The following is a 14,865-nucleotide window of genomic DNA, read 5'->3' as shown; positions in this document are numbered from 1 at the left end:
CAACGTTCAGTGTCCGACGCGGGCCTTGCCTCCGGGAGCACCACACCCCAGCTTCGCCTCCGGCCGGAGGGTGAGCGGACTCGCGGAGAATGAACATGGGACGGTGGCGGGCAGGCACTGCGGGGCTGGTGCTGAGCGTGTGGACAGCACTCGGCTGTGGTGGGAGCGGCGCGTCCACGGAGGCCCCTCTCCCCGAGGAAGAAGACCCAGGCTCCACGCCACAACCCCCCAAGCCTCCGACGCTGGAGCCGGGGGATGCGCGGTGGACCGTTCACTCGCGAACCCTGGGGCGACAGGACGCGGTGGCCGTGGCCTCGGACGGCCTGGGCGGCAGCGTGCTGCTGGGCACCACCCACGGCGCGACGGGCACACCGGACGCGTCCTCGACGGATGGCGGCGGCACGGCCCTCACCCTCGCCCACCATGATGGCGCGGGACAGGTGCTCTGGATGCGGAGCTTCATGCCCGAGCCGTCCGAGAGCGGAGCGGCCCAGGCCCACGCGCAGTTCCTCGCCGTCTCCTCCGGGGGAGAGCTCTTCGTCGCTGGCAAGCTGGAGGGCCGGCTGCGCCTCGGTGAGACGCTCATCACCGACAGCCACTTCGTGGCGAAGCTGGCCTCGGACGGCACGCCGCTGTGGGCTCGCGCGACGGGCACCGTGAAGGCGCTGACAGCGGACATCGAAGGGGAAGTCGTGGTGGCGCACGGCCGGCTGGTGACGCGCTACGACACCCGAGGCACGGCGCGCTGGTCCCAGGAGATGCCCGCGCTGGCCTCCGCGTCCGTCGTGGCGCTGGACTCGGATGGCGGCGCGGTGCTCGCGGGGCAGCGCCCGCTGGCCCCTTTCGAGAGCATCGGGTTCATCGCGCGGCTGTCGCCCGTCGGTGAGGTGTACTGGGAGCTGGAGGTGGGACCGGACGCACCCTCCTTCACGCAGGTGATTTTCGCGGCCGATGGCGGGCTGCGACTCACGGGCGACTTCCAGGGCACGCTCCACTGGGGAGGCGCCGTGCTCATGCCGTCCTGTGTCGCGGAGGGCTGCGCTCGCGCCGCCTTCGTGCTCGCGGCCGATGCGGCGGGACGTCCGCTGTGGGGACATGCGCTGACCAGCCCGTCGCCAGGGGAAGCCCGTGGCGCGCGACTGGCGGCGGATGAGGAGGGAGGCGCGGCGGTGCTCTGGAAGCATGGCTGCGGCTCGGAGCTGGCGCGGCTGTCACCCCTGGGTGAGCTGTCGTGGCAGGCGCCCTATGTCACCCAGCCATGTGACGAGAGCCTCCACCTGCGAGACCTCACCTTCCTGTCGGGCGGAGACATCCTGGGTACGGGCACGTTCTCCGGCACTCGCGCGCTGGGCGGCGAGGAGTCCTTCACCTCCGACGACACGGACGTCTTCCTTCAACGCCTGGTGCCGTGAGGCCCGCGTCGCCCCTCAGGCGGCGCGCGTCTCAGCGGGGACGGCCACCTCCGCCACGGGCTCGGGGAGCGGCTCACCGTCCGCGCCCAGCACCACGGGCTTGATGCCCAGCTTGCGCTCCACCAGGGCATGCCCCAGGTAGATGAAGGGCGTCAGGCTCACCGCGACGAGCAGCTTCACGACGTACGACGTGGCGATGATGTTGAAGATGACCGCGGTGGGCAGCACGCCCGTCCACGCGACGAACTGGACCACCGTCGTGTCGATGAGCTGGGAGACCAGCGTGGAGCCCGTCGCGCGCAGCCACAGCATCTTGTTGTTCGTGACGCGCTTGAGCAGGTTGAAGATGGAGATGTCGCAGAACTGGCCCACCAGATAGGCGATCATCGACGCCAGCAGGATGCGCTGCGAGCCACTGAAGACGTTGTTGAACGAGCCCTCCACCGTCCCCGTGAAATCCGGTGCGCGCGTCAGCGGAGCGAAGGGCACCTCCACCGCGATGGCAATCACCGTGAAGGCGAAGATGGCCATGCTGAAGCCCACCCACGTGACGAAGCGGGCGGCCTTCTTGCCGTAGAACTCGTTGAGGATGTCGGTGAGCAGGAACGTCACCGGGAACGGCAGCATGCCAATGGACATGACTGCCACCACGAAGCCCAGGTTGACCTCGAACAGCTTCACGCCGATGAGGTCTCCCACCACCAGCGACGTGACGAACACCGCCGCCAGCACCACGAAGAGCTGCATCCGCCTGTCGAGGTTCATGCCGTTGTTTCCTCTGGGCTCCGAAGTCGCGTCATACCGTGTCTCGCGTCCTCGGAAACAGTCCCCTCACCGAGAGTGCGTCCCCGTCCTCAAGGCTGCTTGTCCGCGGACACACCGGGCGCCGCGGGCTCGTCATGGGGGTAATAGGACGTGCCGGTGATGGACAGGAGCGCCGACGCGGGAGCACGCGGCTCCACCGCCTGTGGCTCCGGCTCCAGGAAGCGGGGCCGATACACACTCAGCACCGTCTGCTCCTGCGCGGAGGGGTTGTCGTAGCGACGCGGAAAGCCCCGGGGCCAGTGGAAGGCCATGCCCCGCTCGACGGGGTGCCCCTGCGACATCAGGCCCTGCCCCAGCACCAGCTCGCTCTCCTCCATGCCTGGATTCGAGCTGGCGGGGACGGTGCCACCGGGCTTCACACGCAGGCGATACACGCCGTATCCCGCGCCCTCGTGGATGACGTCCAGGCGACCGAAGGACCGCTCCTCCGACGCATAGCTCATCTCCTCCGCCGTGCGATGCACCTGGAGCGAGGGCACCGCGAGGCCGCCCAGGGCCAGGGGCTTGATGACACGTACGGTGGCGGCGTGGACCTGCGCGCGCGGCACGTCCGCGGTGGGGGTGGCGAGCAGGTAGCGACTCACCGCCTCTACGGCGGACTCCAGCAACTCGAAGCGACATGCCTCCAGCAGGAAGCGCAGCTCTCCGGCCAGCCGCCCATAGTTCACCGTGTGCGCCAGCCGGCCGCCCGTCGCCGCGTTGCGCGTGTCCAGGAAGAGCGCCACGTCCAGCCGGAGCGGCTGCGCCGAGACGCGCTCGCGGTTGTACACGCCCACGATGCAGTCCACCGTGAGTCCGCGCAGCTCGATGACGTCCAGCGGACGGCCCTTGCTGTCATTGACCACGGGAGGATGGAAAGCCAGCTCCGCGCTCATAGTCTCGCGCTCCTGCCGCCGTCGACGGCGATGACCTGTCCGGTGACATAGGGCGCTTCGCGCGCGAGGAAGACGATGGTGCGAGCCACGTCCTCCACGCTGCCCTCGCGTCCCATGGGAATGTGTCGCAACACCTCTTCGCGCGCGGCGGCGTCGAAGCTCTCCGGGAACGCGGCCACGCCGGGTGATACGGCATTGACGCGCACGTGCGGCGCCAGCTCTACCGCCAGCGCGCGCGTCAGCATCAACAGGCCCGCCTTGCTCACCGAGTAGTGCGCGAAGTGGCTCTCCGGACGCTCACCGGCGATGTCTCCGACGTGCACCACCAGCGGGTCCCTCCCCGCGCGCAGCGCGGGCAAGAGCGCCTGGGTGAGGAAGAAGGGCGCGTCCAGGTTGACGGCGAGCATGGTGCGGTACTGCTCACGCGAGATGTCCGCGAAGTCGATCCGCTCGTAGAGGCCGGCGTTGTGGACCACCACGTCCAACGCGGGCCAGGCCTCGCGGACGCTCGCGGCCAGGGCGTCGACCGCGTCGGGCTGACTCAGGTCGGCGGCATGAAGGGTGACGCGGCGTCCCTGTGCCCGGAGCTCGTCCGCCAGCGAGGCCAGCGAGTCCATGGAGCGGTTCGCATGCAGCGCCAGGTCATAACCCGCGCGAGCCAGCGCCCTCGCCACGGCGCTCCCGACGCGGATGCCTGCTCCCGTGATGAAGGCGGTGCCCATGCGGCGCACTGACTAACAGGCCGCACGGGGAAAGGCACCGGGGACCTGAAAACACGAAGGGCGATGCTGGATACCCCCGTATCCGGCACCGCCCCTCGACCCCCTGTTTTTTCTCAGCGAGAACTACGGGTAGTAGCTGGCCGGGTGCGTGCGGTTCGAGCTCCAGCCATTGCCGCGCTCGTAGGACACCCAGACCCACTCGGCGGTCTGCACGTAACGGCCTTCCACCCACCGGTTCTCATAGAAGCCACCCGAGCAGCGGGAGACGCGGTGCCGACGGCCACGACGCTCCTCGCACACCTCGGGCACCCACACCTTCTCGTAGCGGCCCTCGACCCAGCGATTCACCGTCTGCATCTCGTAGCGGCCGCGAGCCTGGGAAGGAGGACGGGGCGCCGGAGCGTGGTGGCAGCCGCCCGTGTGGATATGGGCCTCATAGCGGTCCGGGTGGTGGCCCCGGCGGTTGTCCCGGTCCTGGTGGCCCCGGTTGTCGTCGCGGTCGTTGTCCCGGTCATGGTTTCGGTCATCGCCGCGGCGGGCCTGCTGAGTCGCCCAGTCGCGCACACTGCCGTCCTCCGCCAGCGCCGTCGAGGAACCAAGGAACAGGGTGCCGAGAGCCAGGGTGGTGAGAGCAGTCTTGAAAGCCATGGTGTCCGTCCTCCGTCGTGTTGCTACTTCTGACGGGGCACCCTCCGGAACATTCACCATCAGGCACCGCCCTTCCTCGCGGACATCGAGCGCAGATGTAGGCAAGACACTCAAACCCCTGTGGAACCAGGGACTTACCGGGCGAAGCGAGGTGCGACCTCCGCGCAGGTGAGGCCCTCCTCGGGAGCGCAGTTGCGCCCCACGAAACAGCCTCCCGCGCCTTCATGGTCCACGCAGCGGATGGGCCGGCAGTCCGCGTCACCCACGCACGAGCGACGACTCACCGTGCACGTGCCCTGGCTGCAAGCATCCTGCACGCAGTCGGTGTCCTGCTGGCATGAGCAGAAGCCCTCCACGTCCCCCTCCGCAATCGAGCAACGTCCCGCGCACGCGCCCTCGGGCTGTCCGTCCGACTTCACGCAACGCCCGCCGCGTCCACAGTGCGAGTCCTCGCGGCACGGCAACGAGGGCGACGGCGCGCACTGCGCATCCGAGCGACAGCGCGCACGACTGGCGACCACCACCACGTCCGAGCACTGGTAGCCATGAGGGCAGCCCTGCCCCTCCGAGCAGTCCGCGCCGCAGAAGGCAGTCCCCGGGCTCGCTGTCTCGCGCAGACAGAAGTTCGCGCCGCGACCACAGACCTGGAGGCCACCGCCGTAGGTGCAGTTGGCGCAGTAGGGACGTCTCACCGGGTCGAAGTCGCTGAAACATGTCCCCGCTTCCGCGCCCGACGGCGTGCCGCAGGACTCACCGAAGGCACAGTCTCGCGCGTCCGCGCAGAAGCTCGCGTCGCAGACACCCAGGGCACAGGCGGCGCGCCCTTCTGGCGTGGTGGCGTCGCAGAGACACGGCGCGTCGTCGCAGCGGCAGGCCGTGCCCGCGCAATCTCCGGATGTCCGACAGCCCGCCACGCACGTGGTCCGCGCGAGGTCACAGACTTCGCCCAGCGCGCAGTGCAGGTCCGTGGCGCAACGGCCGCGCGTCAGGCAGGTGCCGGTGCTGGTGTCGCAGAAGAGGGAGTCCTCTCCGCAGTCCGCGTTCGACTCGCAGCCCGCACGGTCCTGGCAGAAGCCCGCTTCGTTGCACAGCTCTCCCGGCGCACAGGCGCCGTCCGTGCGACACCGACAGGCCGACGTCTCCGTGTCACACCGATACGCCTCCGACGGCGTGCCGCAGTCCGAGTCCACGCGACAGCCCTCATCGCCCACGGGAGCGTCACCGCGACAGGCGGCGAGGAGGAGCAGCAGCGGCACGGCGAGGGGAAGCCAGCGGCGCATCACGGGTCGAAGACCTCCGAGCGCCCCAGGACGTAGGCCGTCCAGGTCGCGGTGGACAGCGTGTCGTAGGTCCACTGCGAATACTCGAAGCGAGGGACTCGCGCGAGGGAGAGGTCCGCGCGAAGTCGCGCGCCTTCGGGCAGCTCCGCGCGCAACGCCTGCAACGCGGTCTCCGGGAGCGTCACCCGCGTCTCGCCGCCCGGAAGCACGGCGGTCCAGCGGATGCCACCTGTCGTACCAGGCGCCATCAGGGTGAGGACCTGCACGTCCGGGGTGGCACCGGAGGACGATGGAGTCCAGGCCACCGCTCCCGTGAAGCGGGCATCCCGCGCGGGCTCGGTGAAGACAGGGAGCGGGAGTATCGGCGGGAGCGTCACGCCCGCCTCCAGGGCTCCTGGCTGACGGTGATACAGCACGCTCTGGGGATAGGCCGTGGTGCCTCGAAGCAGGTCGAGGAAGAGAAGGCTCGCCCCGTCCACTCGAGGAAGCTGGGGGAACGTGAGCAGCGGACCGGGCCCTTCGACAGAGGAGAAGAAGCGCGAGCCCGTGCCCCAGTTGTGCGGATGCGGAACCAGCCCCTCCGCACCCAGGTCCAGCCACGCGTAGACCTGATGCAGGGCTTCCTCGCCCGCGATGATGACGGGCCCCGCCAGGGAGAGGGGCGCGGCGACGTCCAGATGCACGTCGAACACGACGTCCTGTCCTTCGGACACCCGCGTGCCCGAGGCCGCGATGCCGCGACGCACGCCGAGCAGGTAGGGCACGAAGTCGACCTCGTCCTTCAGCACGCCGAGCACCGCGTACACCGCGCGCAAACCGGGCTGCGCCTGCACGACGTAGGCGCCACCCTCTTCGCGAATCCGCCACGTCTCCGCGCGACGGTCTCCGGGCCCCGCGAAAGGAGGGCCCGACGCAGGGCTCAACTGCGCCACGAAGACGCGAGCCTCCAACACCTCTCCAGGCTGGAGCGGCCTGGGCGGCTTGAAGCCTCGCACCCGGCCCGTGATTCGAGCACTCGCGGGCACAGGTGGATTGCCCGGGTTGCCTTCGCTGTCGAGACGGCGCAGGTACACCGTCAGGTTCTCCGAGCGGATACCCGCCACCGTCACCACGTCGTGGCCCGCCTTGAAGACGGTGACGCTCTGCGCGCCCACCATCCGCGAGTCGGACAGCGTCAACTGTCCGCGTGCATCCGTCTCACCCTGGAGGAGTGCCGTCGAGCCCGTGCCGAGCAGGACCTTCGCGCCCACGACGGGCTGCCCGTAGGTCCCCGAGGAAGTGTCGAGCACCGTGACATTCAACGTTCCCGTGAGCAGCGCACCCGAGAGACCTCCAGGGCCTCGCGGGTCGAAGTAGGTGAAGGCCTCGGAGAGCGCCGAGCGCACGGCTCCCTGGATGACGGCCACCTCCACGGGCCCCTGGCTCCGCGACACGGGAGTTCGACAGGTGAGGATGTGGGCGTCCACCACGTGCACGTCGCTCGCGGGCTCTCCACCAAAGGTGATGCGGATGCCTTCGACAAAGCCGGTCCCTCGCACCGTCACTCGCGAGCCTCCCGCGATGGCACCGCGCGCGGGCTCCACCTGGGAGAGCACGAGCGCGGGCTCGTAGGTGAAGGCGTTCTGGAGCAGGGCTTCGTTCTCCGGGTCGCTCGCGGAGGAGACATGGAGCGCGTGCGCTCCCGCGCCACCTGGCGGCGTGATGAGGCGGAGTTCAGTCGTTCCCAGCACCGTCACATCTGGAGAGAGGAGCGCGCCGACTCGCACCATGGCATCCGGAGGCAGTGCGTCTCCTTCGAGGAGGACCTGACTTCCTCCTCCCGAGGGGCCCGTTCCAGGCGTCACCCGCGTGAGCGCGAGCCGATAGGTGTAGCCCCCTGGGAGGTGACTGCGCAGCGAGGCCGCGCTGACCGTCACGGGGACCGTGCGCGAAAGCGTGCCTCGCGGGGGAACGCGGACCGTGAGCGTGAACCGGGTCGCCGCGACAATCTGGACGGGCGTTTCATCGAAAGTGACGGAGATGTCCGGAAAGTCGAACGCCAGTCCTGTCAGCGTCACCGTGCCGTCCTCTCGCGTCCCCACGCGTGGAAAGATTCCCAACACGCCGAACACGGTGCCCTGCGGACTGTCCGCGTACGTGAATCCCTGACGCACCGTCCAGGCACCTCGCGGGGTGACGATGCGCACGGGGACTGCTTCCATGTCCATGTGCGGTGGCGAGGTCACCACGAGGCGCGTGGGTGACTCCACGCGGAAGGAGGGAGCGGGCGTGTTTCCGAAGAAGACCTCCGTCGTGCCCTCGAAGCCCTGCCCCGTGAAGACGACGGATGTGCCCCCGAACGTCGTCCCCGTGAGCGGAGCGATGTCGGTGACGCGGGTGTCCTCGACGTAGCGGTATGCACGCCTCAGCACGTCACCCACGCCGGCCCCCTGCACCCGCACGTCGACGGGGCCGACAGTGTTGCTCCGGGGAACGACGGCTCGAAGCGCCGAGGAGGACACGCGCTTGACGGAGGGACTCGCCGTGCCTCCGAAGAGGACCTGGAGCCCAGTGCTCGAAGGGAAGCCCGCACCCACCAGCGTCACGGTGTTACCGCCCCCTTGCGCTCCCGTATCGGGAGAGACAGCGCGGAAGTCGAAGACATCGAAGTACGTGAAGCACGCCGCGCAGACCGTCGTCCCGTTCGGGTTCGTCACCGAGACGTCTGCCGTACCTTCGATGCCAGGAGGCGTGCGCAGGTCGAGCGTGGTGTCATCGATGAGCTGGAAGTCCCGAACCGCGCGCGAGCCGACCCGCACCTCCGTGCGCAGCGCGGCTTCCGAGGGCGTCGCGGCCACCCCTTCCACGAAGCCACGGCCCTTCAACGTCACCCAGGTTCCACCCCCACTCTCTCCCCGCGTGGGCAGCGCCGAGTGGATGACGGGCGCGGCCGATGCCCCCGCATCGACCTGAGTCCCCGCGTCCGTGGGGCCTGCGTCCTCCGCACCCGCATCACGTGAACCCGCGTCCGGCAGGTCACCCGGTGGTCGGGACGAGCCTCCGCAGGCCGCGAGGACAAGGACCAACAGACCCAGTACGAACCCGCGCAGAGGTCGCTCGACATCGACACGATTCGTGCAACCGGGCCAGAAGTGGCCGCTCCTGGCAGCGAGCCACAAGCCCATACGCACCAGGGTGTCATGCACGATGAAGGAGCAGTTGCCCGCTCGGGCCGGAGCCCTCATCGCGAAGCCATCCGGGATTGGCGTGCGTGATTCCCGCGAGCCCGAAGGCAGGTGGTTGTTCGCCGTCGGCACCGCCATGCGGCGACCAGGCCAGGAGGAACTCCTCATGGGAGCCACTCCACCTGGAGCGTGTAGCCATTCGTCGTTCGCGCGTCATCGCCCACCACTCTCGCGGTGAGCCGCTGGCCCGCCACGGTCGGAGCCGGCAGCGACACAATGGCGCCCTCCGCGTCTTGCGAGCAGCCCAGTTCCACGCCTCCGCTCTCTCCCAAGAGACACAGGCGCAGCAAGCCACGGTCCGCCGCGTAGCCCGACAGCGACACCTTCACACCTTGGGCCGCGGGCACGGTGAATCGAACATGGTCCTGCTCTCCCGGGCAGACCATCCCCTCCAGCGACAGGCGCTCCGGCAGGTCCGTGGCCGTATCGACGGTGTCGTTGGGCTCGTGGACATCGTCATCACAGGGCGTGCCTCGCGAGAGGAAGAAGCCGATGTCATACGCTCGCGGCAGTGTGTCACGAGAGGCGATGCGCACCGTATACGTGCCTCGCTCCGCCACGACGTGCGACATGCGGAATCGTCCCGTCGCCAGCACCCGACCCCTCGCGTCTTCAAGGGTCGTGGAGAACACCGACTCCGCGAACACCTCCGCGTCCACATTTACGCCGAGCTGGTCCCCTCGCTCCAAGGTGAGCGAGTAGTGGTCCACGTCATCCGGGCACAGCGTCAACTTCACGTAGCGACTCGCGCTCACGCGGAACGCCGTGGACACCGTGTCGTTGGGCTCCAGCGCATCCGGCTGACAGGCCCGGGGCTCACAGGTTCCCGTGCCGAGGTCGCAACGCTGGTCCATCGCGCAGTCATCATCCGAGCCACACGGCGGAGGACGCGGCAGGCACGCCCCGCTCGCCAGATGACACACCCGAGGCACGTCGCAGTCCCGGTCCGAATAGCAACGCGGTGTAGATGAACACCGTCCCGCCGCGTCACACACGAAGCCCACCGCGCAGTCCGTGTCCACGTCACACTGGACGCAAAGCCCCTCCGTGCAGTGCTCCCCTTCCCCGCACGAGGTGGCCTCGGTGCAACGGGCCACACAGGCATGCAGCCCCGCGTTGCAGCGCTCCTCGGCACCACAGTCCGCGTCCTCGACACATCCCAGGTCCTCCTCGCAGACGAGCGTGGACCCATTGCAGCGTTGCCCGGTAGGACACTCGCCCCTCGCTCCCGAGGGACAAAGCACCACCTGCGTCCTCGCGAGACAGAGTCCCTGTCGGCACCACAGCCCGAATGCACACGCCTCGTTCGTCTCGCAGTCCGTGCCCCAGCCCTCACGAAGCACACAGGCCCGCGCCTCATCGTCACAGCGTTCCTTGAGCCGACACTGGCCGCTCGACTCACATGCACCACAGACACCCGCGAGCGTGCAGACCTGTCCTCCCTCGCAGTCCTCGCGTCGCGCACACGACGTCGGGCTCGGCCCCGCATCCGGCACGGGTGGCACTGTCTCCTTGGAGGAACAGGCGAACACGCAGCACGCCACCACGAGGAGCCACCACCGCATCGTCACGGCACCTCCGTGACCACGCCCGAGGGCCACCGCACGTCCGCCACCGTCCACACCTCACCCTGACTCGCCAGGATGCGACGGAACTCGCCCTTCAACACGCCCCGGTCATACACACGCACTGTCGCCCCGCTGCGCGGGTCCACCGCTCCATTCGCGCGCGCCAGCACCACCGCCACACGGTAGGTCCCCGCCACTGGGTTCTCGTAACCGAACACCTCCGGGCCGTAGCCCGTCAGCCGGTCTCTCAACAACTCCGGGTCCTCCGCGAGGCCGGGCGCACCCCAGTCCGGACGCGGATTCGCGTAGTGACAGTCGTCCACGGAGCCCGGCACCCCGTCCACGCCCCGCGACACATGCAGGTCCAGGTCCGTCTCCGCGTGGTCCCACGACACGTCCACCAACAGTCGCTGCGCGGGCACCGCCAGGACCCGCGCGCTCGCGGGCCGCGGACTTCGAGCGCCGGCGGCATCCGTCACCGCGAGTTCCACCACGTACGCCCCCGGCACCACCGGGTCCAACCGCAACACCGTGCGGGCCGCCCCCGCCTCCATCACCTGAGCCCGCGCACCCACCGGTCGCTCCCGCAGCACCCATTCGTACGTGAGCGGCCCATCCCCATCCGCGTCCGTCGAGGCCGTTGCGTCCAGCACCACTTCGCCTCCCGGTACGCTGTCCCCCAGCGCCCCCATGACAGGCACCGGCGCCAGATTCACCCCGCCGTGCAGCGCCACTCGCGCCTCGCGGTGGTCCGGGTCCGTGGTCCGCAGCAGGAGTCCTCCGCTCACCTCCTCGGAGGCCGCTCCCAGGGGCACCGCATAGCGGACCGACAGCTCCACCTCGCTCGACACATCCAGGACCGCCGGGGTCTTCGTGGAGCCCACGAGCTGAAAGGCCGACGGTATCGAGTCACCGACAAGGGTCAGTGATTCGAGCACCAGCGGCGCGTTGCCCCGCGAGCGCACCTTGAAGGAACGCACCACGGCGGCACCTTCCGAGACGCGTCCAAACTCGAGCCGCTCCGCGTCCAACTCCAGACTCGCCGAGGTACGCCCCTCTCCTCTCAAGGACACGTCGAGCGACGGACGGTTCGGGTCATCCGTGTGCAGCTCCAATGTCGCCGTGTACGGAGATTCGCGCGGAGGGATGAAGGCCAGCAGCACGGGGGCCTCCGCCTGCGCGGCGACTTCCACTGGCGCGGAGATGACTCGGAACGGACTGTCCGCATCCCGCACCGAGACACCCACCACTCGCAGCGGCGCACGCCCCGCGTTCACCAGCGGAAGGGACACCGTGCGCTCGTTCAACGCGGGCACCTCTCCGAAGTCGAGCGTGGATTCGGGCGCCACCCAGCGAGGCACCACCGGCAGCGAAGGCGCATCCTTCCCGCAGCCTCCCGTCAGCAAGCAGCCCACGACGAGCCACCGCCCTCCGCGAGCCGCCCACGTCCTCACGACGCGTCCTCTTCCACGTACTCCAGCTCCACCCTTGACCCGAGCCCGGGCACCGAGTCCCCCGCGAAGAACACCGTCCTTCGCTCGGGCTGGTACACCCAGCCATCCACGGCTCCGGCCCTGGGCGTGCAGACGGCATCCAGCGCTTCGCCTGGTTGACCCGCGCACGCCTCTCGGTCCACGGCGTCACAAGCGCTCAGCGCGTCCTGCGTCGCGCCACAGGGATACCGCACGCGGACCCGCAACGAGTCCACACGAGGGACACGCTCCAGCGCGAACGTGCGCCGCAAGCCCACCGCGCTCGTCGCCAGCGTGCGGAGCGCTCGCGCGAAGTCCTGGTCACAGATGCTCCCCAGCTCCCCACCCATCAGCGTCACCAGCTCCGCGTACCGAGTCCCCGGCTCCGCGCCACAGCCATTCGCGGGCACGTCCCCGATGATGGCGGAGGCCACCACCGTCCCGTCATTTCCCAGCCCCTTCGCCTGCTCGAACGCGCGCCAATACATGCGCACGTCATGCGGCGAGCGGTCGTCCTCGTCCGTCACGAAGGCCAGATAGAGCCACGCTCCCGGACGCAGGAAGTCCACGGCGTGCTCCAGCGCGCAACCGTCGCGGCAGGGTTGTGTGGAGCAGCGCGCCACACAGGCCGCGCGGGCCTCCAGCACCGGTGCGTTCTCCCGAGCCACCTGCTCCAACACGAGGTTCGCGGCCTCCAGGCCCGCCTCGTATGCACTTCCCTGCGTCCCCACGCGCACGCTGTTCGCGAAGGCCTGCTCCAGCTCAGGTGTGTCCGGCCTCAGGATTCGCGGCGTGCCCACCAGGGCCCCCGGCCGTGTGAAGGTGTCCGTCGTCGCCACGCCCATCCGGTAGTCGACGCGCCCCTCGCGGAACAGCGAGACGAAGGCCTGGAAGTTGCGCGCGAGCGACTCCTGACGCGGTGCCATGGAGGCCGAATCGTCCACCACCCACAGGACATCCACCGCGGGGGCAGGGCGCTGCGCGTACGTGTCGACGTGATAGCCGGCGGGAAGCGAGGGCACGAGCCGCTCGTCCCGACAGTCGACGACCAGGAGCGCCAGGAAGGCGACGGCGGCTGCACGGCGCATGAGCGAGCAGCCTATTACCACCGCTCCTCGGGAATCGAGCAGGCCGTCCCGCCGAGCGTTCATGGCGCACATGGACAGCCAGAAGCAGTCCTGGCGCGGCCCCGGGTGCGGTACACCCAACCTCACCATGTTCCACCGCCAAGGGCCCACCCTCCTCGAGCTGGCCGAGCAGGCCATGACCTCCGTCGAACACGGCTACGACCTGCTCGCCCCCAAGTTCGACTACACACCCTTCCGCACGCCAGACCCCGTGATCCAGGCCGCCATCGACGCCCTGGGCCCTGCCGGCTCCGTCGACACCGCCCTGGACGTGTGCTGTGGCACCGGCGCCGCCATGCGCCACCTGCGGCCGCTCGCCCGGGAGCGCGTCGTCGGCATCGACCTGAGCCAGGGCATGCTCGAGGAAGCCGACCGCCGCCTCTCCGGCGCTCCAGGCACCGCCGCCTTCCAGTTCGTCCGGGGTGACGCGCTGGAGATGACCTTCGACGCCGAGTTCGACGTCGTCACCTGCTTCGGCGCCTTCGGTCACATCCTCGAGTCGGACGAGCCGCGCCTGCTGCAAGGCCTCCATCGCGCCCTGCGTCCCGGTGGCCGGTTCCTCTTCGTCACCGGGCATCCACCGTCGATGCTGCGTCCAGGCTACTGGGTGGCCCGAGGCTTCAACGCCGCCATGCGCGTGCGCAACGCCCTCTGGAAGCCACCCTTCGTCATGTACTACCTGACGTTCCTGGTGCCTCGCGCCAGGGCACTGCTGGAGGCCCAGGGGTTCACCGTCGAGGTGCGCGACAGCATCCTCCCCGAGCCCTTCACGCCCCTGGCCACCGTCATCGCGACGAAGCGCTGACTACTTGCTGTCCGTCGCCTTCGCCGCGCCCTTCTCCAGGCCGCGGTACACCGTCTCCAGCCACACGTCCGTCTTGATGTAGCCCTCGCCGAAGGACTTGAGGTGCTCCGGCACGCCCTCCGCCTTCACCTGCTCCAGCGTCTTGCCGGCCTCGCGCCGGGTGCGCACCAGGGTCACCGACTCGCGCAGCGCCGCCACGAAACGCTCCAGGCCCGCGCGGTCCGTCAGCGGCCCGTGGCCCGGAATGATTTTCACGTCCGCCGGGAGCGTCTGGAGCAGCTTCTCCACGTTGCGCACGTACCCTTCCACCGAGCCGCCGCTGTTCACGTCGATGAACGGGAAGGCGTCCACGAAGAACTGGTCACCCGTGTGCATCACGTTGGAGCCCACGAAGTGCACCAGCGTGTCGCCGTCCGTGTGGCCCGCCGGCAGGTGCGTCAGGCGAATCTCCTCGCCGTTGAAGTACAGCGACATGCCCGTGTCGTAGGTGATGACCGGCAGCGCCTCCTTCTTCGCCGGAGGGACGACTCCGCGGTCCCCCCTGTCCTGCCCGACCACCAGCCGCGTGCGCACCTCGCGATGCGCCACGATGCGGCCCTCGCGGCCGAAGACGGCGTTGCCGCCCGTGTGGTCGCCGTGCCAGTGCGTGTTCAGCACATAGGCGATCTTCGCCTTGCTCAGCTTGTCCAGGGCCTTGTGAATCTTGGGCGCCAGGGGCTCGAACTGGTCATCGACGATGAGCAGGCCATCCGGTCCCACCGAGACGCCGATGTTGCCGCCCGCGCCCACCAACATGTGCACGTTGCCCGCGACGGGACTGCTCGTCACGGAGACCTTCTCCACATCCTTCAACTGCGCCAGGGCCAGCGAAGGAATCGCGACCAGGACCGCCAGGAGGCTTCGCATG

12 protein-coding genes are annotated in these 14,865 nt (G+C 69.3%); 2 read left to right on the top strand and 10 right to left on the bottom strand.

The genetic code is table 11. The features are described 5' to 3' along the window. Window positions 1-95: 95 nt before the first annotated feature. Entirely contained in the window at window positions 96-1,412 is a 1,317-nt protein-coding gene (locus HUA75_RS13815; RefSeq protein ID WP_174486669.1) for a hypothetical protein, read from the top strand. Between the two features lie 15 nt (window positions 1,413-1,427). Here the strand turns inward: HUA75_RS13815 and HUA75_RS13810 are convergent, their stop codons facing one another. The 9 genes from HUA75_RS13810 to HUA75_RS13770 all read right to left on the bottom strand — a co-directional run bounded on the left by HUA75_RS13810 (window position 1,428) and on the right by HUA75_RS13770 (window position 13,114). Continuing rightward, window positions 1,428-2,177, bottom strand: a complete 750-nt coding sequence (locus HUA75_RS13810; RefSeq protein WP_141643641.1) for a queuosine precursor transporter — start codon at window positions 2,175-2,177, stop codon at window positions 1,428-1,430. Between the two features lie 89 nt (window positions 2,178-2,266). Beyond that, a complete protein-coding gene (locus tag HUA75_RS13805; protein ID WP_141643642.1) occupies window positions 2,267-3,112 on the bottom strand; it encodes a dihydroneopterin aldolase in 846 nt (281 codons plus the stop codon). After that, complete coding sequence (locus HUA75_RS13800) at window positions 3,109-3,834, bottom strand: SDR family oxidoreductase (protein WP_174486668.1); 726 nt, start codon at window positions 3,832-3,834, stop codon at window positions 3,109-3,111. Before HUA75_RS13800 ends, HUA75_RS13805 begins: the two co-directional genes overlap by 4 nt. Window positions 3,835-3,957: 123 nt before the next feature. Further along, window positions 3,958-4,482 carry a hypothetical protein gene (locus HUA75_RS13795; protein ID WP_174486667.1) on the bottom strand — a complete coding sequence of 175 codons (525 nt, stop codon included), beginning with the start codon at window positions 4,480-4,482 and terminating at the stop codon, window positions 3,958-3,960. 134 nt (window positions 4,483-4,616) lie between these two features. Further along, the gene (locus HUA75_RS13790; protein ID WP_174486666.1) at window positions 4,617-5,765 is read right to left on the bottom strand and encodes a hypothetical protein; all 1,149 of its coding nucleotides are present in this window, start codon (window positions 5,763-5,765) and stop codon (window positions 4,617-4,619) included. Next, the gene (locus tag HUA75_RS13785) at window positions 5,762-9,094 is read right to left on the bottom strand and encodes an IPT/TIG domain-containing protein (RefSeq protein ID WP_174486665.1); all 3,333 of its coding nucleotides are present in this window, start codon (window positions 9,092-9,094) and stop codon (window positions 5,762-5,764) included. Before HUA75_RS13785 ends, HUA75_RS13790 begins: the two co-directional genes overlap by 4 nt. Beyond that, window positions 9,091-9,840, bottom strand: a complete 750-nt coding sequence (locus tag HUA75_RS13780) for a hypothetical protein (protein WP_174486664.1) — start codon at window positions 9,838-9,840, stop codon at window positions 9,091-9,093. Before HUA75_RS13780 ends, HUA75_RS13785 begins: the two co-directional genes overlap by 4 nt. A gap of 713 nt (window positions 9,841-10,553) precedes the next feature. Then, a complete protein-coding gene (locus HUA75_RS13775) occupies window positions 10,554-12,008 on the bottom strand; it encodes a choice-of-anchor D domain-containing protein (RefSeq protein WP_174486663.1) in 1,455 nt (484 codons plus the stop codon). Further along, entirely contained in the window at window positions 12,005-13,114 is a 1,110-nt protein-coding gene (locus tag HUA75_RS13770) for a vWA domain-containing protein (protein WP_174486662.1), read from the bottom strand. Before HUA75_RS13770 ends, HUA75_RS13775 begins: the two co-directional genes overlap by 4 nt. Before the next feature lie 127 nt (window positions 13,115-13,241). Between HUA75_RS13770 and HUA75_RS13765 the strand changes: the two genes are divergently transcribed. Continuing rightward, the gene (locus HUA75_RS13765) at window positions 13,242-13,958 is read left to right on the top strand and encodes a class I SAM-dependent methyltransferase (protein ID WP_141643666.1); all 717 of its coding nucleotides are present in this window, start codon (window positions 13,242-13,244) and stop codon (window positions 13,956-13,958) included. On the opposite strand, the gene HUA75_RS13760 is transcribed toward HUA75_RS13765, so the two are convergent. After that, window positions 13,959-14,864: an MBL fold metallo-hydrolase gene (locus HUA75_RS13760; RefSeq protein WP_141643648.1), complete on the bottom strand. Its 906-nt coding sequence runs from the start codon at window positions 14,862-14,864 to the stop codon at window positions 13,959-13,961. Window position 14,865: the final 1 nt, after the last annotated feature.

Source organism: Myxococcus sp. CA040A (assembly GCF_013336725.1).
Taxonomy (GTDB): domain Bacteria; phylum Myxococcota; class Myxococcia; order Myxococcales; family Myxococcaceae; genus Myxococcus; species Myxococcus llanfairpwllgwyngyllgogerychwyrndrobwllllantysiliogogogochensis.
Note: the sequence above shows the minus strand (reverse complement) of the source record. Positions and strands in the feature narration are given on the sequence as shown.

Excerpts from the sequence above, each read along its gene's own strand:
- HUA75_RS13785 (WP_174486665.1), bottom strand. The coding sequence starts at position 9,094 with ATGAGGAGTTCCTCCTGGCCTGGTCGCCGCATGGCGGTGCCGACGGCG.
- HUA75_RS13760 (WP_141643648.1), bottom strand. The coding sequence starts at position 14,864 with ATGCGAAGCCTCCTGGCGGTCCTGGTCGCGATTCCTTCGCTGGCCCTG.
- HUA75_RS13765 (WP_141643666.1), top strand. The coding sequence starts at position 13,242 with ATGTTCCACCGCCAAGGGCCCACCCTCCTCGAGCTGGCCGAGCAGGCC.
- HUA75_RS13800 (WP_174486668.1), bottom strand. The coding sequence starts at position 3,834 with ATGGGCACCGCCTTCATCACGGGAGCAGGCATCCGCGTCGGGAGCGCC.
- HUA75_RS13770 (WP_174486662.1), bottom strand. The coding sequence starts at position 13,114 with ATGCGCCGTGCAGCCGCCGTCGCCTTCCTGGCGCTCCTGGTCGTCGAC.
- HUA75_RS13810 (WP_141643641.1), bottom strand. The coding sequence starts at position 2,177 with ATGAACCTCGACAGGCGGATGCAGCTCTTCGTGGTGCTGGCGGCGGTG.
- HUA75_RS13805 (WP_141643642.1), bottom strand. The coding sequence starts at position 3,112 with ATGAGCGCGGAGCTGGCTTTCCATCCTCCCGTGGTCAATGACAGCAAG.
- HUA75_RS13780 (WP_174486664.1), bottom strand. The coding sequence starts at position 9,840 with ATGGACCAGCGTTGCGACCTCGGCACGGGAACCTGTGAGCCCCGGGCC.
- HUA75_RS13815 (WP_174486669.1), top strand. The coding sequence starts at position 96 with ATGGGACGGTGGCGGGCAGGCACTGCGGGGCTGGTGCTGAGCGTGTGG.
- HUA75_RS13795 (WP_174486667.1), bottom strand. The coding sequence starts at position 4,482 with ATGGCTTTCAAGACTGCTCTCACCACCCTGGCTCTCGGCACCCTGTTC.